At 73.2% G+C, this 20511-nt stretch carries 18 protein-coding genes and 2 pseudogenes; 16 read left to right on the top strand and 4 right to left on the bottom strand.

Going from position 1 to position 20511, the window contains the following annotated elements; genetic code table 11:
* The first annotated feature begins 181 nt into the window (after nt 1–181).
* The 14 genes and pseudogenes from BN3794_RS03070 to uraH all read left to right on the top strand — a co-directional run bounded on the left by BN3794_RS03070 (nt 182) and on the right by uraH (nt 14552).
* On the top strand, nt 182–1648 hold the full coding sequence (locus BN3794_RS03070; RefSeq protein ID WP_066093138.1) for an AtzE family amidohydrolase: 1467 nt from the start codon (nt 182–184) through the stop codon (nt 1646–1648).
* Between the two features lie 14 nt (nt 1649–1662).
* Nucleotides 1663–3243: a gamma-glutamyltransferase family protein gene (locus BN3794_RS03065; protein ID WP_066093343.1), complete on the top strand. Its 1581-nt coding sequence runs from the start codon at nt 1663–1665 to the stop codon at nt 3241–3243.
* Between the two features lie 218 nt (nt 3244–3461).
* Entirely contained in the window at nt 3462–4547 is a 1086-nt protein-coding gene (locus BN3794_RS03060) for a purine-nucleoside phosphorylase (RefSeq protein WP_078059563.1), read from the top strand.
* Nucleotides 4544–5413 (top strand): glycerophosphodiester phosphodiesterase family protein, encoded by an 870-nt coding sequence (locus BN3794_RS03055; RefSeq protein WP_066093135.1) that lies wholly within the window; start codon nt 4544–4546, stop codon nt 5411–5413. Before BN3794_RS03060 ends, BN3794_RS03055 begins: the two co-directional genes overlap by 4 nt.
* Nucleotides 5414–5677: 264 nt before the next feature.
* Nucleotides 5678–6910, top strand: a complete 1233-nt coding sequence (locus BN3794_RS03050; RefSeq protein WP_078059562.1) for a pyridoxal phosphate-dependent aminotransferase — start codon at nt 5678–5680, stop codon at nt 6908–6910.
* 103 nt (nt 6911–7013) lie between these two features.
* Nucleotides 7014–7994 carry a nucleoside hydrolase gene (locus BN3794_RS03045; RefSeq protein WP_066093132.1) on the top strand — a complete coding sequence of 327 codons (981 nt, stop codon included), beginning with the start codon at nt 7014–7016 and terminating at the stop codon, nt 7992–7994.
* 66 nt (nt 7995–8060) lie between these two features.
* Nucleotides 8061–8159, top strand: a pseudogene (locus BN3794_RS16790) (SPFH domain-containing protein); the annotation flags it as partial.
* Between the two features lie 397 nt (nt 8160–8556).
* Complete coding sequence (locus BN3794_RS03040) at nt 8557–9780, top strand: allantoate amidohydrolase (protein ID WP_066093129.1); 1224 nt, start codon at nt 8557–8559, stop codon at nt 9778–9780.
* A 37-nt stretch (nt 9781–9817) separates the two neighbouring features.
* Entirely contained in the window at nt 9818–11011 is a 1194-nt protein-coding gene (locus BN3794_RS03035; protein ID WP_078059573.1) for a pyridoxal-phosphate-dependent aminotransferase family protein, read from the top strand.
* The gene (puuE, locus tag BN3794_RS03030; protein WP_066093124.1) at nt 11008–11913 is read left to right on the top strand and encodes an allantoinase PuuE; all 906 of its coding nucleotides are present in this window, start codon (nt 11008–11010) and stop codon (nt 11911–11913) included. The genes BN3794_RS03035 and puuE overlap by 4 nt, the downstream gene beginning before the upstream one ends.
* Nucleotides 11910–12290 (top strand): oxalurate catabolism protein HpxZ, encoded by a 381-nt coding sequence (gene hpxZ / locus BN3794_RS03025; protein ID WP_066093121.1) that lies wholly within the window; start codon nt 11910–11912, stop codon nt 12288–12290. Before puuE ends, hpxZ begins: the two co-directional genes overlap by 4 nt.
* A complete protein-coding gene (gene uraD / locus BN3794_RS03020; RefSeq protein WP_066093118.1) occupies nt 12287–12793 on the top strand; it encodes a 2-oxo-4-hydroxy-4-carboxy-5-ureidoimidazoline decarboxylase in 507 nt (168 codons plus the stop codon). The genes hpxZ and uraD overlap by 4 nt, the downstream gene beginning before the upstream one ends.
* Nucleotides 12790–14223 (top strand): FAD/NAD(P)-binding protein, encoded by a 1434-nt coding sequence (locus BN3794_RS03015; RefSeq protein ID WP_066093115.1) that lies wholly within the window; start codon nt 12790–12792, stop codon nt 14221–14223. Before uraD ends, BN3794_RS03015 begins: the two co-directional genes overlap by 4 nt.
* On the top strand, nt 14220–14552 hold the full coding sequence (gene uraH / locus BN3794_RS03010; protein WP_066093112.1) for a hydroxyisourate hydrolase: 333 nt from the start codon (nt 14220–14222) through the stop codon (nt 14550–14552). Before BN3794_RS03015 ends, uraH begins: the two co-directional genes overlap by 4 nt.
* 239 nt (nt 14553–14791) lie before the next feature.
* Here the strand turns inward: uraH and BN3794_RS16785 are convergent.
* The 3 genes and pseudogenes from BN3794_RS16785 to BN3794_RS03000 all read right to left on the bottom strand — a co-directional run.
* Nucleotides 14792–14988 (bottom strand): annotated as a pseudogene (locus tag BN3794_RS16785) (enterochelin esterase); the annotation flags it as partial.
* A 348-nt stretch (nt 14989–15336) separates the two neighbouring features.
* On the bottom strand, nt 15337–16965 hold the full coding sequence (locus BN3794_RS03005; RefSeq protein WP_066093109.1) for an alpha/beta hydrolase: 1629 nt from the start codon (nt 16963–16965) through the stop codon (nt 15337–15339).
* Between the two features lie 263 nt (nt 16966–17228).
* Nucleotides 17229–18035, bottom strand: a complete 807-nt coding sequence (locus BN3794_RS03000) for a TatD family hydrolase (RefSeq protein WP_066093106.1) — start codon at nt 18033–18035, stop codon at nt 17229–17231.
* 77 nt (nt 18036–18112) lie between these two features.
* Between BN3794_RS03000 and BN3794_RS02995 the strand changes: the two genes are divergently transcribed.
* A complete protein-coding gene (locus BN3794_RS02995; RefSeq protein WP_078059559.1) occupies nt 18113–19129 on the top strand; it encodes an alpha/beta fold hydrolase in 1017 nt (338 codons plus the stop codon).
* Between the two features lie 16 nt (nt 19130–19145).
* On the opposite strand, the gene BN3794_RS02990 is transcribed toward BN3794_RS02995, so the two are convergent.
* On the bottom strand, nt 19146–19988 hold the full coding sequence (locus BN3794_RS02990; RefSeq protein ID WP_066093100.1) for a LysR family transcriptional regulator: 843 nt from the start codon (nt 19986–19988) through the stop codon (nt 19146–19148).
* Nucleotides 19989–20090: 102 nt separating this feature from the next.
* On the opposite strand from BN3794_RS02990, the gene BN3794_RS02985 reads away from it, so the two are divergent.
* A complete protein-coding gene (locus BN3794_RS02985) occupies nt 20091–20489 on the top strand; it encodes a hypothetical protein (RefSeq protein ID WP_201455250.1) in 399 nt (132 codons plus the stop codon).
* The last annotated feature ends 22 nt before the right edge of the window (nt 20490–20511 follow it).

Below are 20511 nucleotides of genomic sequence, written 5' to 3'. Positions count from 1 at the left end.
CGCTTCTTTTGGTTACCTTTTCCTTGCACGAGCAACGCAACGCTTCACAGCAGCCGAATCGCTGATCAAGGCAACTCGCTCCGCAAGGAGCGAAAGCCTTTGCTTGGCAAGCATCATCGGCAAGGCGGCTGACACCGCTCCCACGACGCCGTCCCTACACAAACAGCGAAGCCCCGAAGCCATGCACATCCCCACCGAATACCAGCCCGGCATCGCGTGCAACACCGCCCTGCTCGACGGCTACGCGCGATTGCTGGCGACGTTCTCGCCCGCGCCGCCGGCGGCGGTCACCCCCATCCCCGGCGCCATCGCCACGCTGCTGCACCAGGCGCGCCGCGGCGACGGCCAGGCCGGACGCAACGCCCAGGACACCCTGGTGCGCATCGAACGCGCCAATCCGGCGCTGGCCGCCTTCACCCGGCTGCTGCCCGAGCGCCTTGCCGCCGGCGCCGCCCAGGTGGAGGCGGCGGTTGCCGCTGGCGGCGACGGCGGCGCGCTGGCCGGCGTGCCGTTCGCGGTCAAGGACCTGTTCGACGTCGCCGGCCTGCCGACCACCGCCGGGGCGGCGATGCGCGCCGATGCCGCGCCGGCCGCGCACGATGCCGCGGTGGTCCGGCGCCTGTGCCAGGCCGGCGCGGTGCTCGCCGGCACCACCAACATGGACGAGTTCGCCTACGGCTTCGCCACCGTCAACGCGCACTACGGCACCACCGCCAACCCGCACGATCCGCAGCGCCTGGCCGGCGGTTCCTCCGGCGGCTCGGCGGCGGCGGTGGCCGCGCGCCTGGTGCCGTTCGCGCTCGGCTCGGACACCAACGGCTCGATCCGCGTGCCGGCCGCGCTGTGCGGCATCTACGGCCTGCGCCCGACCCACGGGCGGGTGCCATTGGAAGGCGTGTTCCCGTTCGTCGACGCGCTCGACGTGGCCGGCCCGTTCGCCACCAGCGTGGACGACCTGCTGCGCGTGTACCGGGTGATGGCCGCCGATGCCTGCGTGCTGCCCGATCCGGCGCGGCTGCGCATCGCCCGCCTCGGCGGCTGGTTCGCGCGCAACCTCGATGCCGAGCTGGCCGCCGGTCTGGACGCGGTGGCCGCGCACCTGGGCGTGTCGCGGCTGGTCGAACTGCCCGAGGCCGAGCGCGCGCGCGCGGCCGCGTTCGTGATGACCGGCATCGAGGGCGGCCATCGCCACCTGGCCGCGCTGCGCGAGAACGCCGCCGGCTTCGACCCGGCGGTACGCGACCGCCTGCTCGCCGGACTGCAGCAGCCCGCACGGGTGCTGCTGGACGTGCAGCAGTTCGCCGCCTGGTTCCGCCAGGCGATGGCGCGGCTGTGGGACGAGGTGGACGTGCTGGTGGCCCCGGCGGTGCCGTGCGTGGCCCCGCGCTCCGACCAGGACAGCATCGAGATCGACGGCAAGCCGGTGTCCGCGCGCGCCAACCTGGGCATCTTCACCCAGCCGCTGGGGCTGGCCGGCTGCCCGGTGCTGGCGGCGCCGCTATGGCGTCCCGGCCGGTTGCCGCTGGGCCTGCAGCTGATCGCCGCGCCCGGCCGCGAGGACCGGCTGTTCGCCCTGGCCGCCCGGCTCGAGCGCGACGGCCTGGTCGGCAGCAGCCCGCCCGACGACGGCCTGCGGAGGATCGCCTGATGAAGGGCCGCCTGATGCTGCACACCCTGCGTTCGCGCCGCGGCATGGCGGTGGCCCCGCACCACCTGGCCGCGCAGGCCGGTCGCGACGTGCTGCGCGAAGGCGGCAGCGCGGTGGAGGCGACGGTGGCGATGGCCGCCACGCTGGCGGTGGTCTATCCGCACATGACCGGGATCGGCGGCGACGGCTTCTGGCTGGTCCGCGAGCCGGACGGCCGCGTGCACGCCATCGACGCCTGCGGCCGTGCCGCGCACGCTGCCACGCTCGACTTCTACGCCGGTGCCGAGGCGATCCCGTGGCGCGGCCCGGGCGCGGCCAACACCGTCGCCGGCACCGTGTCCGGCTGGGCACTGGCGCTGGCCTCCGGCGACGGCACGCTGCCGCTGGCGCGCCTGCTGGAGGACGCCATCGCCCTGGCCCGCGACGGCGTGGCGGTCAGCGCCGGCGGCGCGCAGATCGCCCAGGCCAAGGGACCGGAACTGCGGGTGCAGCCCGGCGCCTATGCGGCGATCTTCGAGCCCGAAGGCCGGCCGCTGCGCGAGGGCGACACGCTGCGCCAGCCGCGGCTGGCCGACACCCTGCAGCGCCTGGCCGACGCCGGCCTGGACGATCTCTATCGCGGCGAGCTGGCCGCGGCCATCGCCGAGGACCTGGCCGCGCTCGGCAGCCCGCTCGCCCTGGACGACCTGCACGCGCACCGCGCCGAAGCCAGCGTGCCGCTGCACGTGCGCCTGCGCGAGGCCACCCTCTACAACCACGCCCCGCCGACCCAGGGGCTGGCCTCCCTGCTGATCCTGGCCCTGTTCGAGCGCCTGCAGGCCGACATGGCCGATGGCTTCGACCACCTGCACGGCCTGGTGGAAGCGACCAAGCAGGCGTTCCTAGTGCGCGACGCCGAGGTCGGCGACCCGGCCTACATGCGCCTCGACGCGCAGGCGCTGCTCGACGACGATGCCGCGCTCGACGCGCTGGCCGCGCGCATCGACCCGGCGCGCGCGCTGCCGTGGCCGCAGCCCTCGCAGCCCGGCGATACCTGCTGGTTCGGCGCCGTCGACGGCGCCGGCCGCATGGTGAGCTGCATCCAGTCGACCTACTTCGAGTTCGGATGCGGGCTGGTGCTGCCGCGCACCGGCATCACCTGGCAGAACCGCGGCTGCAGCTTCCGCCTCGCCCGCTACGGCTGGAACGCGCTCAAGCCCGGCCGCAAGCCGTTCCACACCCTCAACCCGGCGCTGGCGGTGTTCGACGACGGCCGGGTCATGAGCTACGGGACCATGGGCGGGGAAGGCCAGCCGCAGACCCAGGCCGCGATCTTCAGCCGCTACGCCCGCTACGGCGTACCGCTGCAGCAGGCGGTCACCGCGCCGCGCTGGCTGCTCGGCCGCACCTGGGGCGAGGACAGCACCTCGCTCAAGCTCGAGGACCGCTTCGACCCGGCGGTGGTGCAGGCGCTGCGCGCGGCCGGCCATGCGGTCGAGCTGATGCCCGCCTTCACCTCGGTGATGGGCCACGCCGGCGCGCTGGTGCGCCACGCCGACGGCACCCTCGAAGGAGCGGCCGACCCGCGCTCGGACGGCATCGTGGCGGGCTGGTGAGATGACGCCGATGCCGGGGAAACCGTTCCTTTCCTCCGTCCTCGCCCCCTTCGTGGCCGCCGCGGCCACCGGCTGCCGGACGCGCCCCGCGCCGATGCCGGCGCCGGGGCGGGTGAAGGTGTTCGTCGCGGAGATGTTCCAGCACCTTTCCCACGTTGCGACGACGCCCCAATGATGGGCCACCTGTTCGATGGCCTGAGGCAGACGAATCCATCGCCATGAAGACCCGCCCCTGCGCAACGAGTCATCGCCCGCTGCCTTCCCTGCATCTTGCCTGGCGCCTGTTCCTGCTGCTGATCTGCGGCGTGCCGGGCCCGGTCCTCGCCCAACCCGGGCCGCTCGCCCCGCGGGTGCTGGTGATCACCATGTTCGACGGCGAGGCCAAACCCTGGCTGGAACCGGCCGGGGCGGCGCATCCCAAACTGGTGCGCGAGGTGAGGCTGCCCGGGCTGGCGCCGCGCTATCCAGTACTGCACTGCACCCCGGATGCGACCCTGTGCATGGCCACCACCGACATGGGCTACGCCAACGCCGCCAGCACGACCGCGGCGCTGGTGCTGTCCGCGGAACTCGACCTGCGCCGCAGCTACGTGATCGTCGCCGGCATCGGCGGCGTCGATCCGGCCTTCGGCACGCTGGGCTCGGTGCACTGGGCGCGCTACGTCGTCGATGGCGGCCTGACCTACGCGCTCGACCCGCGCCAGGCGCCGCGGGACTGGCCCTCCGGCATCCTCGCGCTGGGCGCATCGCGTCCCGGCGAGAAGGGCTGGCGCACGGGCACCGAACTGTACCGGCTCGACGAGGCCCTGCTGCAGCGCGCCTACGCGCTGACCCGCGGCGTCGCCCTGCTCGACGGCGAAGCCGCGCGCCGGTACCGCGCCCGCTATCCCGCGGCCCCGGCGAACGCGCCGCCGCAGGTGGGCATCTGCGACACGCTGTCCTCGGACACCTATTGGCACGGCTCCGCGCTGGCCGCGGCCCTGGCCACGCAGGTGGCGGTCGTCAGCGACGGCCAGGCGCGGGTGTGCACCACACAGATGGAGGACAACGCCACCCTGGCCGCGCTCGCGCGCGGCGCCGCGGCCGGGCGCGTGGACCTGCGCCGCGTGGCGGTGCTGCGGGCCGGTTCCAACTTCGACCGCGAGGCGCCCGGCGAGGACGTGGCCGAATCGCTGCATGCCAAGTCCGGCGGCTTCGTGCCGGCCACCACCAACGCCTACCGCGTCGCCGACGCGCTGGCGCAGGCGATCCTTGCCGACTGGCCGCACTGGCGCGACGGCGTGCCGGCGCAGGCCGGGCCATGAGCCCCTGCGGACGGGCGGCCCTGCTGCTGCTCCTGCTGGCTCCGGCACTGCCGGCCGATGCGATCGAGGTGGTGGCGCACCGCGGGCGGCTGGCACCGGACCAGGCCGAGAACAGCCTGCGGCAGATGCGCGCCACCGCCGCGGCCGGCTTCGCCATCGAGCTGGACCTGCGGCAAAGCCGCGACGGCACGCTGTGGCTGCTGCACGATCCCACCCTGGAACGCACCACCACCGGCCACGGCGCCATCGCCGGACAGCGCGATGCGGCGCTGGCGCGGCTGGCCCTGCGCGGTGCCGCCGGGGAGTCCGACGGCGAACCGCTGCCGCGCTTCCAGCAGGTCGCGCGCTGGGCCGGCGCCACGCCGGGGGTGACCTTGCTGCTGGACTTCAAGGACATCGACCCCGCGCGGCTGCGCCCGCTGCTGCGGCGCCACCGCCTGCTGGCGCGCGCGATCCTGCTGACCTTCGATCCGGACAGCGCGCGCCGGGCGCTGGACCACGGCGGCGGCGCCCGCGTCTCGGTGCTGGTGAAGGACGAAGCCGACCTGGACCGCTACCGACGCCTGGCCGCCGGCCGGCCGCTGGCGCTGTACCTGCCGCAGGACGCCGCCCCGGCGCTGTTCCGGGCCGCGGCGGCCAGCGGCATCCCGGTCATCAGCGACGCGTTGCCGCTGCGCAGCGGCACCGCGCTGGACGCGGTCGCCGCAGGCGAAGGCTGCGCCGCCTATGCCCGCTTCCTTGCCGGCCACCCGCTGGACTGGCTGGTCAGCGACGCCCCCGCCTGCGCGCGCGCCGGCCTGGCCGGCACCGGCGCGGCCACCCCGGCCACGGCGGCCGCCCCGGCGCCCGGGCCCACGCATCCCTAGCCAACCGGCGTGGCGGGCCCGCCCGCGCCGCCTCCGGGACGTGCCGGCGCTCGCGGAGCCCGGCGCCACCTACCCGGCCGACGGCGGCCTACCCGCGACAGCTGCGAGGCCCTCCGTCCGGGGCGATAGGGTGGGCCACGACGGCATCGCGGGACGCGCGCCCGGCCGCGTGCTCCGCCCCCGGCGCACGCGCAAGCGCACGGCCCGCTGCCCCGGCAGCGCAGGCTGGCCCCTTACAACGCCCCAGGCTTAGGAGAGATACGCATGAGCAGCACGGCTTCACGCAGAGGTTTCCTGAAGAGCTCCGTCTACGTGGCCGGCCTGGTCGGGTCCGGCCTGCAGGTGCTGCCGCGGCAGGTGCTGGCACAGGCCGCCCCGGCCACCACGACCCCGGCCTACGAGCAGCCCAGCGTCATCAACCTGGGCTCCAACACGCTGTCCATCGGTCCCTGCCAGGCGGCGCTGCTCAAGATGGTGGAGGCCGCACCCTCCGGCGGCAGCTACGCGATGGCCGAGTCGCGCGAGTTCCAGACCACCCTGGCCGATTCGCTGAAGATCCCGGCGGAGTACATCAGCGTCTATCCCGGCTCGAGCGGCCCGCTGGACCTGGCGGTGACCACCTACGTCTCGCCGGAGCGCTCGCTGGTCACCGCCGACCCGACCTACGAGCAGGCCTGGCGTACCGCCGGCATGCGCATGAAGGCCAAGGTGATCAAGGTGCCGCAGCGCGCCGACTACTCGCACGACGTGCAGGCCATGTGCGCGGCCGACCCCAAGGCCGGCCTGGTCTACATCTGCAACCCGAACAACCCCACCGGCGCGATCACCACCCACGCCGACCTGGAATTCGCCGCCGAGCACAAGCCCAAGGGCAGCATCCTGCTGGTCGACGAGGCCTACATCCATTTGTCCGACAACGCCCAGACCGCGATCGACCTGGCCGTGTCGCGCCCGGACGTGATCGTGCTGCGTACCTTCTCCAAGCTCTACGGCATGGCCGGCCTGCGCCTGGGCTACGCGGTCGCCCACCCGGACACGCTCAAGAAGATCGACCTCAACAGCAACGGCTCGGTGGCGATGACCACCCTCGTCGCCGGTACCGCCAGCCTGCGCGATCCCGAGCTGGTGCCGGGCCGGCGCCGCATGCTCGGCGATGCGCGCCGCCGCACCGTCGCCTGGCTGGAAGGCCAGGGCTATACCTGCACCAAGTCGGAGAGCAACTGCTTCATGGTCGACATCGGCCGCGACGGCAAGGCGTTCCAGAGCGCGATGGCCACCTGGGGCGTGATGGTCGGCCGCACCTGGCCCGGCTTCGAGAACTGGCCGCGCATCAGCGTCGGCACCGAGGCCGAGATGGCGCGCTTCCGCGAGGCCTTCACCCAGGTGATGGCCGGCAAGACCGGCCCGCTGCCGCCGCCGCCGCCGCGTTCGCCGCGCATGGCGCTGGACACCCGCGGCCTGGGGCTGGGCCAGGATCCGGAACTGCGCGTCTGCTAGTCCCGCATCGCCGCGCCGTCCGGCCGGAGCCGGCGGCGCGGGGCGTCGTGGCGACCCGGCGCCGGGCACAATGGCGTTCCCCGCCCCCGCGTGCCCGCCGCCCATGATCCGACCCGCAAGCCTGCTGCCCCGCCTCTGCGCGGCCCTGCTCCTGGCCGGCGGCACCGCCGTGGCCGCGCCACAGGCACCGCCTGCGTCACATGCGCCGCAGGCGGTGATCGTGGACACCGACTTCGGCAGCGATATCGACGATGCCTTCGCCATCGCCCTGGTGCTGGCCTCGCCCGGCCTGGAGCCGGTGCTGTTCACCGCCAGCCAGGGCGACACCGCGCTGCGCGCACGGCTGCTGCGCCGCTTCCTCGATGCGGGCGGCCGCCCCGACCTGCCCGTCGCCGCCGGCCCCGCCGGTCCCGGCGACGATTCCCCTGTCACCCAGGGCGAATGGGCCGCGACGGAAACCCGCGCATCCCCCGATGCGGTCGCCGCGCTGCTCGACACGCTGCGCGCCGCCCCCGCACGGCACATCGTGCTGCTCGCGCTCGGGCCGCTGACCACGGTCGATGCGGCCCTGCAGCGCGATCCGGCCACGTTCGCGCGGCTGCGCAAGGTGGTGCTGATGGGCGGCTCGATCCGGCGCGGCTACGGCGACCAGGCCGGCACGAATTCCGAGACGCCCGGCGCCGAATACAACGTCAAGCTCGCCCCGGCGGCCCTGCGCCGCCTGCTCGCCTCCGGCGTGGCGGTGGAGATGCTGCCGCTGGACGCCACCGAAGTGGCGCTGCCGGCCGACCTGCAGGCGGCCGTGTTCGCGGCCGCCACGCCCTGGGCGCGGCCGCTGTCCCAGCTGTACCCGCTATGGGCCGCGCGCAGCCCGTGGGGCACGGTGCCCACGCTGTTCGACGTGGTGCCGGTGGCGCGCCTGCTCGACCCCGGAGTGTGCACGCCGGTACCGATGCACGTCGCGGTGGCCGACGACGGCATGACCCGGCCCGCACCGGGCCGCGCCAACGCCGGCGTCTGCCTGGACGTGGACCGGGCGCGTGTCCTGGCCCTGCTGCGCCGGGCCCTGGTGCCGGCCCCCTGACCCGGCGGCCCGGGACTCACGCCCGTGGCCGTGCTCATGCCCTCCGCGATGGCGCGTGGCGGGGGCTTCCAGGTGCCCGACGCGGCCAAGGCCGCCTCCGCGGCCGCCGACATCGAGATCGCCACGGTCGCGCGGGTGCAGACCAACGTACGTACCGTGATCGGTCCGTACCGTGATCGGCTCGATGGGCCGGGATGGCTGGTCCGCAGGCGCTCGCGGCATGCGGCCGCGCGGGATCCCCGCACGGCGTGCACCGGGCCGGCCGCCGGGCCTCGGCGCAGCCGGACGAACGCTCGGCAGAGCCGCCGGTCCCGATCGCTTCCGACAATTCCCTCTTCCAGCGCCTCCATGCCGGGGCGGCCGGGGTTCCCCGCCGCGGGCACGGCTCCGCATGCCATTGCGTTTTTTGCAACGAGAATGTGAGAAAAAAACTTTTGAAGGCGACGGAAGCCCGTTCGTATAGTCCCAGCACGGCGGCCCGCAGCGGCCGCCCTCCGGAAACGCCGTCATCGCCCTGCCCGCCTCCGCCTCTCCTTCCGCCAGTGCCCCCGGCCAGCGCGCCATCGCCCGCTGCGATGCCCTCGGCGCGGCGCCCTACAGCGACAGCGAGACCGGCCTGTACCGCGCCTGGCTCTCGCCCGCCCACCGTGCCGCGCAGCAGGCGGTGGCCGACTGGATGCGCCAGGCCGGCATGGCGGTCCGCATCGACGCGGCCTCCAACCTGGTCGGCCGCTACGAAGCCGACGCACCCGGAGCGCCGGCGCTGCTGATCGGCAGCCATATCGACAGCGTGCGCGATGCGGGCCGCTACGACGGCCCGCTCGGGGTGATGCTGGGCATCGAGTGCGTGGCCGCGCTGCACGCCGCCGGGCGGCGGCTGCCGTTCGCGATCGAGGTGATCGCCTTCGGCGACGAGGAAGGCTCGCGCTTCCCGGCCTCGATGTTCACCAGCCGCGCGGTCGCCGGCGCGCTCGATCCGGCCGATCTCGCCGGCGTGGCCGACGGTGCCGGCGTGGCCGTGGCCGACGCCCTGGCCGCCTGGGGACTGGATGCGGCGCGCATCGGCGAGGCCGCGCGCGCGGCGGCCGGCGTAGTCGGTTACCTGGAGGCGCACATCGAGCAGGGCCCGGTGCTGGAGGCCGAGGGCCTGCCGCTCGGCATCGTCACCGGCATCGCCGCGCAGCTGCGTTTCAACGTGACCGTGAGCGGCCAGGCCGGCCATGCCGGCACCTGCCCGATGCCGCTGCGCCACGACGCCCTGGCCGCCGCCGCCGAGTGCGTGCTGGCGGCCGAGGCGGTGGCGCGCGAGGCCGGCTCGGACCTGGTGGCCACGGTCGGGCGCCTGCAGGTGCGGCCCGGGGCGACCAACGTGATCCCCGGCCGGGTCGAGTTCTCGCTGGACGTGCGCGCCGGCCGCGACGACCTGCGCGATGCCGGCGCCGGCGAGATCCTGCGCCGCTTCCGCCGCATCGCCGGCGAACGCGAGGTGGCGATCGCCGCCGACCAGGTGCAGGACCTGGCCGCCAGCCCCTGCGACCCGGCGCTGACGAAACTGCTGGAACAGGCGGTCGCCGCGCAGGGCGTCGCCCCGCGCCGGCTGGTCTCCGGCGCCGGCCACGACGCGATGGTGATGGCGGCGCTGTGCCCGACCGCCATGCTGTTCGTGCGCTGCGACGGCGGCATCTCGCACAACCCGGCCGAGCGCGCCAGCGCGGCCGACGCCGGCGTGGCCGTGGCGGCCATGCTGGATTTCATCGAACGATTGGGAGCAACCCGTGGCAACTGAGTTCTTCGCCGAGATCGATCCCCCGCAGCGCCTGCTGATGGGCCCCGGGCCGGTCAACGCCCACCCGCGCGTATTGCGCGCCATGTCCGCCGACCTGCTGGGCCAGTTCGACCCGGAAATGACCGCGTACATGAACGAGGTCATGGCCCTGTACCGGCCGATCTTCGGCACGCGGAACCAGTGGACCTTCCTGGTGGACGGCACCGCACGCGCCGGCATCGAGGCCGCGCTGGTGTCGTTGGTCGCGCCGGGTGACACCGTGCTGGTGGTCAACTTCGGCCGCTTCGGCCTGCTGCTGACCGAGATCCTCGGCCGCATCGGCGCCAGGATCGAGACGGTCGAGGCGCCGTGGGGCAAGACCGTGCCGCTGGACGAGATCGAGGCCGCCGTCGCCCGCGTGCAGCCGAAGCTGGTGGCCACCATCCACGGCGACACCTCCACCACCATGGCCCAGCCGCTGGACGGCTTCGGCGCGATCTGCCGCCGGTACGGCGCGCTGTCCTACGTGGACGCCACCGCCACCATCGGCGGCATGGAGATCGCAAGCGATCGCTGGGACGTGGACGTGGTCACCGGCGGCCTGCAGAAGTGCCTGGGCGGGCCGTCCGGCTCGGCGCCGGTCACCGTGTCCGAGGCCGCCGCCGAACGCATCTTCGCCCGCCGCCACGTCGAGCGCGGCATCGTCCGCGCCGACATCGACGACGGCGACGAGCCGCGCATCCTGTCCAACTACTTCGACCTGGCCATGGTGATGGACTACTGGTCGGACAAGCGCCTGAACCACCACACCGAGGCCACCACCATGCTCTACGGCGCGCGCGAGTGCGCGCGCATCGTGCTGCAGGAAGGGCTGGAAAACCGCTACGCCCGCCACCGCGCCGCCGGCCGCGCGATGACCGCCGGCGCGCGCGCGCTGGGGCTGGAGGTGTTCGGCGACGACGCCACCCGCATGACCAACGTCACCGGCGTGGTCATCCCCGCCGGCATCGACGGCGAGGCGGTGCGCCGGCGCATGCGCGAGGACTTCGAGATCGAGATCGGCTCCGCCTTCGGCCCGCTGCAGGGCAGGATCTGGCGCATCGGCGCGATGGGCTACAACGCCGCCAAGCACAAGGTGCTGATCACCCTGGGCGCGCTGGAGACGGTGCTGCGCGCGGAAGGCTACCGCTGCCCGCCCGGCGCCGGCGTCGAGGCCGCGCTGGCGGCATGGAATGCGGAAGCGCAGGCATGAGCGGCGAGCGCGACCTCGTCGGCTATGGCGCCACGCCGCCGGATCCGCGCTGGCCCGGCGGCGCACGGGTCGCCGTGCAGTTCGTGATCAACTACGAGGAAGGCGGCGAGAACAGCGTGCTGTACGGCGACCAGGGCTCGGAGGCGTTCCTGTCGGAGATGGTCGGCGCGCAGTCGCACACCGGCATGCGCGCGATGGCGATGGAGAGCCTGTACGAGTACGGCAGCCGCGCCGGCTTCTGGCGCCTGCACCGGCTGTTCGCCGAGCGCGGCGTGCCGCTGACGGTGTTCGGCGTGGCCAAGGCGCTGGAGGCCAACCCGGCCGCGGTGGAGGCGATGCTGGCCGCCGGCTGGGAGATCGCCAGCCACGGCTACCGCTGGATCGACTACCAATACGTGCCCGAAGCGGTCGAGCGCGAGCACATCGCCCGCGCCATCGAACTGCACACCGCGCTGACCGGCCGGCGCCCGCAGGGCTGGTACCAGGGCCGCACCAGTCCCAACACCGCGCGCCTGGTGGTGCAGGAAGGCGGCTTTACCTACGACGCCGATTCCTATGCCGACGACCTGCCCTACTACGACACCCGTTTCGGCAGGGCACAGCTGATCGTGCCGTATACGCTGGACGTCAACGACATGAAGATCGTCGCCTACAACGGCTTTTCCGAGGGCGAGGAATTCTTCCGCTACCTGCGCGACACCTTCGAGCAGCTGCGCGAGGAAGGCGGGCGGATGATGTCGGTGGGCCTGCACGGGCGCATCGCCGGGCGCCCGGGCCGGGCGCGCGCGGTGGCGCGCTTCCTCGACCACGTGCTCGCCAGCGGCGATGCCTGGATCGCCCGGCGCATCGACATCGCCGAGCACTGGCGGCGCGAACATCCGTTCGCCGGAGCCGGCGCATGAAGGTCAACGATCCCGCCGTCGTCGCCCAGGTGCGCGCCGCGTTCGACGAATACGAACGCGCGCTGATGGCCGACGACCTGCCCGCGATGGATGCGCTGTTCCACCCCGCGCCGGGCACCGTGCGCTACGGCGTCGGCGAGGTGCTGTACGGCATCGACGAAATCCGCGCGTTCCGCAACGGCCGCGGCGGCTCGCCGCAACGGCGGCTGGCGCGGGTGGAGATCGCGACCTACGGCGACGACTTCGCCACCGCCAACGCCGAATTCTTCCGCGCCGGCAGCGAGCGCCGCGGCCGCCAGAGCCAGAGCTGGGTGCGCTTTGCCGATGGCTGGAAAGTGGTGTCCGCGCACGTCTCGCTGGAGGGCACGCACGCATGAACACCGCCGTCGCCGACTGGAACGCCTTGAGCGATGCGGACTTCGTCGCCCGCTACCGCACGCTGTTCGAGCATTCGCCGTGGGTGGTAGAGCGCGCGGCGAAACGGCGCCCGTTCGACGACCTGCTCGCCGGGCTGATGGCGCCGCTGCACGCGGCCACGCCGGAAGAGAAGGTGGCGCTGATCCGTGCCCACCCGGAACTGGCCGGCAAGGCCGCCATCGACGGCACGCTGACCGCGGCTTCGGCCGCCGAGCAGGCCAGCGCCGGCCTGGACCGGCTCACCCCGGACGAATACGCGCGCTTCCACGCGCTCAACAACGCCTACCGCCACCGCTACGGCTTCCCGTTCGTGATCTGCGTGCGGCTGACCGACAAGGCCGGCATCCTCGCGGCGATGGAGCAGCGGTTGGACAACGGCCGCAGTGCCGAGATCGCCACCGCGATCGAGCAGATCGGCGAGATCGTGCGCCTGCGTCTCGAAGCGCTGGAGGCCGGCGCATGAGCCTGGCGCAGCTCGAACGCGATGTTGCCCGCGACCTGCAGCGCCTCGCCCACGGCGGCGAACGCTGGACGCGGCCGCGCACGCACGCCGACGGCCACGTGTTCGATGCGGTGATCGTCGGCGGCGGCCAGAGCGGCCTGGGCGCGGCGTTCGCGCTGATGCGCGAGCGCGTGTCCGACCTGCTGGTCATCGACGAGAACCCCGAAGGGCAGGAAGGCCCGTGGGTCACCTATGCGCGCATGGTCACCCTGCGCACGCCCAAGCAGCTGACCTCGATCGACCTGGGGCTGCCGTCGCTGACCTTCCGCGCCTGGTGGGAGGCGCAGCACGGCGCCGAGGGCTGGGAGGCGCTGGACAAGATCCCGCGCGACGCCTGGATGGACTACCTGCGCTGGTACCGGCAGGTGCTCGGCATCCCGGTGCGCAACGGCACGCGGCTGCTGCGCATCGAGCCGCTGCCCGACGCCGGCGTGCACCGCCTGCACCTGCAAGGCGGCGACACGCTGCTGGCGCGCAAGGTGGTGCTCGCCACCGGCATCCAGGGCGGCGGCCAGTGGACGGTGCCGGCCTTCGTCCGCGAACGGCTGCCCGCGCGCCTGTACGCGCACACCTCCGGCCCGATCGACTATGCCGCGCTGGCCGGCAAGCGCATCGGCATCCTCGGCGGCGGCGCCTCGGCCTTCGACAACGCCCAGTACGCGCTGCATGCCGGCGTGGCCGAGGCGCACGTGTTCGTGCGCCGGCGCGAATTGCCGCGCATCAACCCCATCCGCCACATGGAGCAGGCCGGCATCATCGCCCGCTTCCCGGCCCTGCCCGATGCTGACAAGTACCGGCTGATGGCCAGTTTCTTCGAGCGCAACCAGCCGCCCACCAACGACACCTTCGCCCGTGCCACCGCGCTGCCCGGTTTCCGCCTGCACCTGGGCGCGCCGTGGCTGGACGTGGCCGAGCGCGATGGCCGCGCCGTCGTGACCACGCCGCAGGGCGAGCACGCGTTCGATTTCCTCGCCATCGCCACCGGCCTGGTCACTGACCCGGACCTGCGCCCGGAACTGGCCGACGTGGCGCCGGCCATCGCGCGCTGGCGCGACCGCTACACCCCGCCGGCCGCCGTCGCCAACCCGCTGCTCGACGCCCATCCCTACCTCGGCCCCGGCTTCGAGCTGCTGCCGAGGACGGCGGCCGACGCCGCGCCGCTGCACGGCCTGTTCGCATTCAACTATTCGGCCCTGCTCAACCACGGCCTGTCCGCGGCCGCGCTATCGGGCCTGAAGTACGCCCTGCCGAAACTGGCGCGCGCGGTCGCCGACCAGCTGTTCGCCGACGACCACGACGCGGTGGTGGAGGACTTCCTGGCCTACGATGTGGCCGAGTTCACCGGCCAGTGCCCAGCACCGGCCGACGATCCCCGGGAATCCGCCGCATGACCACCCTGTCCACCCACGTGCTCGACACCAGCCGCGGCGGTCCCGCCGCCGGCGTCGCCGTGCGCCTGCTGCACGCCGGCCTGCCGCTGTGGAGCGGGGCCACCGACGACGACGGCCGCTGCCCGCCGCTGCGCATGCTGCAACTGCATGCCGGCCGCTACCGGCTGGAATTCGCCGTGGCCGACCACTTCCGCCGGCTGGGCACGCCGCTGGCCGAGCCGCCGTTCCTCGACGTGGTGGTCATCGACTTCGGCCTGGCCGACGAGGGCCACTACCACGTGCCGCTGCTGCTTTCGCCGTACGGCTACTCGACCTATCGCGGCAGCTGAAGGGGGATCGCCGGCCGACTGGCGGTATCGGCGCATCCGCTTGAGCACTCCCGGGTGGTCCTCGCCGACGGTGAGCAGGTCGAAGTGGGTGCGCCCTTCCGGGAAGCGGAAATCCGAGTGCGCGCCAAGGCCGTCCGCCGCCTGCAGCCGGGGTGCGGCGCCGGCCACGGCCGGAGCCACTCCTCCCTTACCTACCCGCCATTCGCTCCCACCTGACGTGACCGATCATGGCCGGTCGATCAGCGACCGGCGGCCGGTGCCGGCGCATCCGTTCCCGGCCGCGCCACGGCGTACATCTCCCGGGCGATCCGCTTGGGCACGCCCGGGCGGTCCTCGCCGACGGTGAGCTGGTCGAAGTGGGTGCGCCTTCCGGGAAGCGGAAATCCGAGCGCACGCCGAGGCCGTCCAGCACCGCCTGCAACCGATCCGCGGCGCCGACTGCGGCCGAAGTCACTCCCTTACCGCCCCGCCAGTTGCCCGCACCTGACGTGACCGATCGTGGTCGGTCGATCAGCGACCGGCGGCCGGTACCGGCGCATCTGTTCCCGGCCGCGCCACGGCGTACATCTCCCGGGCGATCCGCTTGGGCACGCGCGGGTGGTTCTTGCCGACCGCGAGCTGGTCGAAATGGTGCGCCCTTCCGGGAAGCGGAAATCCGAGTGCGCGCCGAGGCCGTCCGCCGCCTGCAGCCGGGGTGCGGCGCCGACCGCGGCCGGAGTCACTCCCACTCCCTTACCGACCCACCAGCTGCCCGCACCTGACGTGACCGATCGTGGCCGGTCGATCAGCGACCGGCGGCCGGTGCCGGCGCATCCGTTCCCGGCCGTGCCACGGCGTACATCTCCCGTGCGATCTGCTTGAGCACGCCCTGGCGGTCCTCGCCGACGGTGAGCAGGTCGAAGTGGGTGCGCCCTTCCGGGAAGCGGAAGTCCGAGCGCGCGCCAAGGCCGTCCAGCACCGCCTGCAGCCGGTGCGCGGCGCCGTCCAGGTAGAAGGTGTCGGCGGTGCCGACGATCACGTGGATCTTGCCGTCCAGGTCGGGCTTGAGCGCCGGCCAGTCGCGTTCGATGCGGTGGGCGATGTCGTAGTGCTCGCGCCAGTACGCCACCACCGCCGGGTCCACGTCGCCGCTGTCGCGGTCGAACATCGGCAGCGGCCGGCCATCGGCGCCGCGCGGCGAGAACACCCATTCGAACGAGGCCATCTGCCCGCCGTACGCGCCCAGCACCCGCTCCAGCTGCGCGAACTGCTGGAACGTGGCGATCACCTTGCCGTCGTTGCGCACCAGCGGCAGCACGCTGCCGTCGGCACGGTGGTAGACGTTGGCGTGCGCGGCGTAGAGGTCGGCACCGGTGAAGTCGTGGAAATCGCTGGAGTCCGGCGCGGTGGACCAGGTGCCGCCGAACACCGCCGGGTAGCGCACCTGCAGCCACAACGTGGCCCAACCGCCGGAGGAATGGCCGGTGAGCAGGCGCCCGGACGGCCGCGCGTCCATGCGGTAGCGCGCCTCCAGCGCCGGGATCAGCTCGGCGGTCAGCGCCTGGCCCCAGGGGCCGTTGTTGACCGAGTCGGCGAACTCGTGGGTGCCGGTGGGGCCGGACTGGTCCAGCAGCACCCAGATCATCGGCGGGAACTGGCCCTCGGCCATGCCGGCGTAGAACGTGGCGGCGTTGGCCAGCAGGTAGTCCAGCCGGCCGCCGAAGCCGTGAGTGAAGTAGACGGTGGGATAGCGCTGGCTGCCGCGCTCGTAGCCGGGCGGCAGCACCACCCAGCCACGCATCGGCACAGGCTCGCCGCGGAAGGCCGACAGCGCCGGGCTGGTGAAGTCGATCGGCTCGATGTGCGCGCGTGCCTGCCCCAGGTGCGGCTGCAGCGCCGGCGGCAGCCGCCCGGCGACCGCGGTCCAGGGGTCGCCGCGCCCCGGCAGCGTGCGGGCCAGCTGCAGCCGCGGCGGCACGGTGCTGGGCAGGTGCACCGATACCACGTCGCTGACCAGATCGCCCGCGCCGCGGCCGCCGTAGTTGTAGTCGTGGTCGACGTCCAGCACCGCCTGCATCAGGTAGTCGCCCGGCGGCAGCTGCGACAGCGGCGCCGGGAACGCCAGGTCGCTGTCGTCCAGCGTCACCGCCACGCCCGGCCGCAGGCGCTGCACCTCGCGCGCGACCACCGTGGTCTGGGTGGGTCGGAACGGGCTGGTGTCCACCGCCTCGACCTTGCCGTCCTTGGCCTGCGCGCGCGCGGCCTGGGCATCGATGGCGAACACCAGCAGGCGTCCACCGGCCTGCGCCGACGCGGCGGCATCCAGTACCACCTCCACGCCCGGATGCGTGGCGGACGCGGACGGGCGCGCCTGGGCAGGCGCGGCGAGCAGGCCGGCCCCGAGCAGGACGAGGAGCGATGCGGACTTGAACATGGACGGGTTCCCTGGAGGCGGCAGGCGGGGGCCTGCGACGGCGATGGTCGGCAATGCCGGCGTGCGCGTCCATAGGCCGACGGTCACGGCGATCCCCTGCGCCCCGGTCGCGCGCGTCGTCCCTGCCATCGCGCGGCACCTGCCATCGCGCGTCGGCCGCGTGGGGCCGACCTACGCCCCCCCCAAGCGGCATCGCACGATGGTAGGTCGGGGCCACGCCCCCGACACCTTGGCACCGGGAACGGGCACCGTGCCGGCGTCGCTCAACCCGGCAGGCCGAAGAAGCGCTGCGCCGTCGCCGTGGTCGCGCGCGCCGTCGCCTCGACGTCCTCGCCGCGGTCGCGCGCCACTTCCGCGGCGAGGTGGGCGAGGAACGCCGGCTCGTTGCGGCGGTCCTTCGGCATCGGCCTGAGCGTGCGCGGCAGCAGGTAGGGCGCGTCGGTCTCGATCATCAGCCGGTCGGCGGGGATGTGCCGCACCAGCTCGCGCAGGTGCGCGCCGCGGCGCTCGTCGCACAGCCAGCCGGTGATGCCGATGTGCCAGTCCCGGTCGAGGCAGTCGAACAGCTCCTCGCGGCTGCCGGTGAAGCAGTGCACCACCACCGCGCCGAGCCTGCCGTCGAAGTTCTTCAGCATCGCCATGAAATCGGCATGGGCGTCGCGCTGGTGCAGGAACAGCGGCTTTGGCGTGCCGGCCGCGACGAGGTCGGCGGCGATCTGCAGCTGGCGCTCGAAGGCCTTGTGCTGCGCCGGGCGCGGGGAGAGATCGCGGAAGTAGTCCAGCCCGCATTCGCCCACCGCCACCACTTCGGCGTGGGCATGCAGCGCGCGCAGCTCGGCATCGCATTCGTCGGTGTACTCGGCGGCGTGGTGCGGATGCACGCCGGCGGTGGCCCACAGCACGCCGGGATGCGCCTGCGCCAGGGCCAGCGCCTTCGGGTTGTCGGCGCGGCTGGCGCCGGTGACCACCATGCGCGCGACCCCGGCCGCACGGGCGCGCGCCAGCACGGCGTCGCGGTCGCGGTCGAAGCTGTCGTGGGTGAGGTTGGCGCCGATGTCGATCAGGTCCATGGGGAGCGCGCGGCCGTCGTAAAAGCGGGGGATTGTAGAGTGTCCCTTCCCTGCCACGTCGAAGGAGACGAATGCCCATGGCCCGATTGCGCCTGCCGGTGGCCTTGCTGCTGGCCGCGGCCCTGCCCGTGCTGGCCTGTGCCGCCGACAACGGGCCGGCCTACGGCCCGCAGCTGGAAGGCTTCGACTACCCGTGGCCGGTGCACCGGTACGAGTTCACCTCGCAGCAGCAGCATTTGCAGATGGCCTACCTCGACGTGGCGCCGACCGGCCCGGCCAACGGCCGCACCGCGGTGCTGCTGCACGGCAAGAACTTCTGCGCCGCGACCTGGGAGGACACCATCAAGGCGCTGAGCGCCGCCGGCTGGCGGGTGATCGCGCCGGACCAGCTCGGCTTCTGCAAGTCCACCAAACCGGCCGAGTACCAGTACACGGTGGCCGGGCTGGCGGCCAACACCCGCGCCCTGCTGCAGTCGCTGGGCATCGCCCGGTTCGACCTGGTCGGCCACTCGATGGGCGGCATGCTCGCCATCCGCTACGCGCTGACCTGGCCGCAGGACATCGACCGCCTGGCGCTGATCGGCCCGCTCGGCCTGGAGGACTGGCGCGTGGCCGGCGTGCCCTACGTCAGCGTGGAGCAGTGGTACGCCGGCGAGCTGAAGACCGACTATGACAGCATCAAGCGCTACCAGATGGACGTGTACTACGCCGGGGCCTGGGAACCGCGCTTCGAGCGCTGGGCGCGGATGCAGGCCGGCATGTACCTCGGCCCGGGCAAGGAACGCGTGGCCTGGAACCAGGCGCTGACCTACGACATGCTCTACAACCAGCCGGTGGTGTACGAACTGCCGCGGCTGCAGCCGCGCACCACCTTGTTCATCGGCGGCCACGACAAGACCGCCATCGGCAAGGGCTACGCCCCGGCGCAGGTCCGCCCGGCGCTGGGCAACTACGTCGAGCTGGGCCGACGCGCGGCCCGGGCGATCCCGCACGCCACCCTGGTGGAGTATCCCGACCTGGGCCATTCGCCGCAGGTGCAGGATCCACAGCGCTTCGATGCCGACCTGCTGAAGGCGCTGTCGGCGCCCGAGTGATCGCTGCCCGCCGCTGTCAGGCCCGCAAGCCATCGCGCACGCTCGCGGCCACGCTTCTTGCTGCCGCAGCCAGATGCGGCGCAGCCGGGCGTGCCAGCAGCACGATCCGGGAGCTGGGTAGCGGCGGCAGGCCCAGGGCCGTGCCGCGATCGGGCAGGTCGCCGCCGGCCAGCCGGCCCAGCGGCGCCACGCCGATGCCGGCATCGACCGCGGCCCTCAACGCGAGGCAACTGCCACCGACGAAGGCCTCGCGCCACGGCAGTCCGGCGCGCTCCAGTGTCTTCAACGCCACCTCCCGCACGCCACAGGGGGGTGGCAGCAGCGCCAGCGGCAGTGGCCCCGGCGATGGCGACCATGTCGCCGGTGCGCGCCAGGCCAGCGGATCTTCGCCCAGCACCTCGCCGTCCTGGCCGCCGCCTTCGCGGCGTACCAGCGCCAGGTCGATGTCGCCGGCGTCGTACAGGGCGCGGATCTGCTGCGATACCCCCAGTCGCATGGAGAAGATGGCATGGGCCGGCAGCGCCGCACGCAAGCGGCGCAACACGGTGGCGAACGCGGTCCCGAGCACATGGTCGCTTACGCCAAGCATGACGTGCATGCCGGGGCCATCCTCCGATGCCAGGGCGGCGTCGTGCGCGGCCAGCAGTTGCCGTGCATGCATCAGAAACGCGGTGCCGGCATCGGTCAGACGCACGAAGCGCGGCGTGCGGTCGAGCAACCGGCGTCCCAGCGTCGCTTCAAGCGTCTTCAGCCGCTGGCTCACCACCGGCTGCACGGTGCCGGCCGCTTCGGCGGCACGGGTCAGGTTCAGGTGTTCGGCGACCAGCACGAACAGGCGGACTGATTCGAGATCGAGCATAGCAAAACCCAATCGTAGATATAGGGATTGATCCAGTTCCGTTATTCAACGCCGGAACCCATGCTGCCGTCTCCTACCCGCGAAGGAATTGCCGGCATGCCCATGATCAACATCCGCTACACGACTCCGGTGCCGCATCCGGACCTGCGCCGTCCGATCGCCGAACTGGCCGCGCGGCTCGCCGCCGACCTTTTGGGCAAGGATCCCGGCGTCACCGCGGCGCTGGTCGAGACGGCCGATCCGGACAGCTGGTTCGTAGCCGGCGAACCACTGGCGCGCACCGGGCTTTCGGCCTTCTGGCTGGAGATCCGCATCACCGCCGGTACCAACACCAAGCCCGAGACCGCCGCTTTCGTGAAGGCCGCCTACGACGGCATGGCAGCCCTGCTCGGCCCGCTGCACCCGGAATGCTACGTGCACGTACACGCCGTCGATGGCGACAGTTACGGCTACGGCGGGCGCACCCAGAACGCCCGCTGGGCCGAGGCGCATCCCGGCTGAACCGTCGCCGACAAGGCGTTCC

The sequence above is a fragment of the Xanthomonas massiliensis genome (assembly GCF_900018785.1).
In the GTDB taxonomy this organism is placed as follows: Bacteria; Pseudomonadota; Gammaproteobacteria; order Xanthomonadales; family Xanthomonadaceae; genus Xanthomonas_B; species Xanthomonas_B massiliensis.
The sequence above is the reverse complement of the archived record's forward strand: the minus strand, read 5'-3'. Positions and strand labels throughout refer to the sequence as shown.

Bases quoted from the DNA above. Each gene is read 5' to 3' on its own strand.
- BN3794_RS03070 (WP_066093138.1), top strand. From the start codon at position 182: ATGCACATCCCCACCGAATACCAGCCCGGCATCGCGTGCAACACCGCC.
- BN3794_RS03065 (WP_066093343.1), top strand. From the start codon at position 1,663: ATGCTGCACACCCTGCGTTCGCGCCGCGGCATGGCGGTGGCCCCGCAC.
- BN3794_RS03060 (WP_078059563.1), top strand. From the start codon at position 3,462: ATGAAGACCCGCCCCTGCGCAACGAGTCATCGCCCGCTGCCTTCCCTG.
- BN3794_RS03055 (WP_066093135.1), top strand. From the start codon at position 4,544: ATGAGCCCCTGCGGACGGGCGGCCCTGCTGCTGCTCCTGCTGGCTCCG.
- BN3794_RS03050 (WP_078059562.1), top strand. From the start codon at position 5,678: ATGAGCAGCACGGCTTCACGCAGAGGTTTCCTGAAGAGCTCCGTCTAC.
- BN3794_RS03045 (WP_066093132.1), top strand. From the start codon at position 7,014: ATGATCCGACCCGCAAGCCTGCTGCCCCGCCTCTGCGCGGCCCTGCTC.
- BN3794_RS03035 (WP_078059573.1), top strand. From the start codon at position 9,818: ATGGGCCCCGGGCCGGTCAACGCCCACCCGCGCGTATTGCGCGCCATG.
- puuE (WP_066093124.1), top strand. From the start codon at position 11,008: ATGAGCGGCGAGCGCGACCTCGTCGGCTATGGCGCCACGCCGCCGGAT.
- hpxZ (WP_066093121.1), top strand. From the start codon at position 11,910: ATGAAGGTCAACGATCCCGCCGTCGTCGCCCAGGTGCGCGCCGCGTTC.
- uraD (WP_066093118.1), top strand. From the start codon at position 12,287: ATGAACACCGCCGTCGCCGACTGGAACGCCTTGAGCGATGCGGACTTC.
- BN3794_RS03015 (WP_066093115.1), top strand. From the start codon at position 12,790: ATGAGCCTGGCGCAGCTCGAACGCGATGTTGCCCGCGACCTGCAGCGC.
- uraH (WP_066093112.1), top strand. From the start codon at position 14,220: ATGACCACCCTGTCCACCCACGTGCTCGACACCAGCCGCGGCGGTCCC.
- BN3794_RS03005 (WP_066093109.1), bottom strand. From the start codon at position 16,965: ATGTTCAAGTCCGCATCGCTCCTCGTCCTGCTCGGGGCCGGCCTGCTC.
- BN3794_RS03000 (WP_066093106.1), bottom strand. From the start codon at position 18,035: ATGGACCTGATCGACATCGGCGCCAACCTCACCCACGACAGCTTCGAC.
- BN3794_RS02995 (WP_078059559.1), top strand. From the start codon at position 18,113: ATGGCCCGATTGCGCCTGCCGGTGGCCTTGCTGCTGGCCGCGGCCCTG.
- BN3794_RS02990 (WP_066093100.1), bottom strand. From the start codon at position 19,988: ATGCTCGATCTCGAATCAGTCCGCCTGTTCGTGCTGGTCGCCGAACAC.
- BN3794_RS02985 (WP_201455250.1), top strand. From the start codon at position 20,091: ATGATCAACATCCGCTACACGACTCCGGTGCCGCATCCGGACCTGCGC.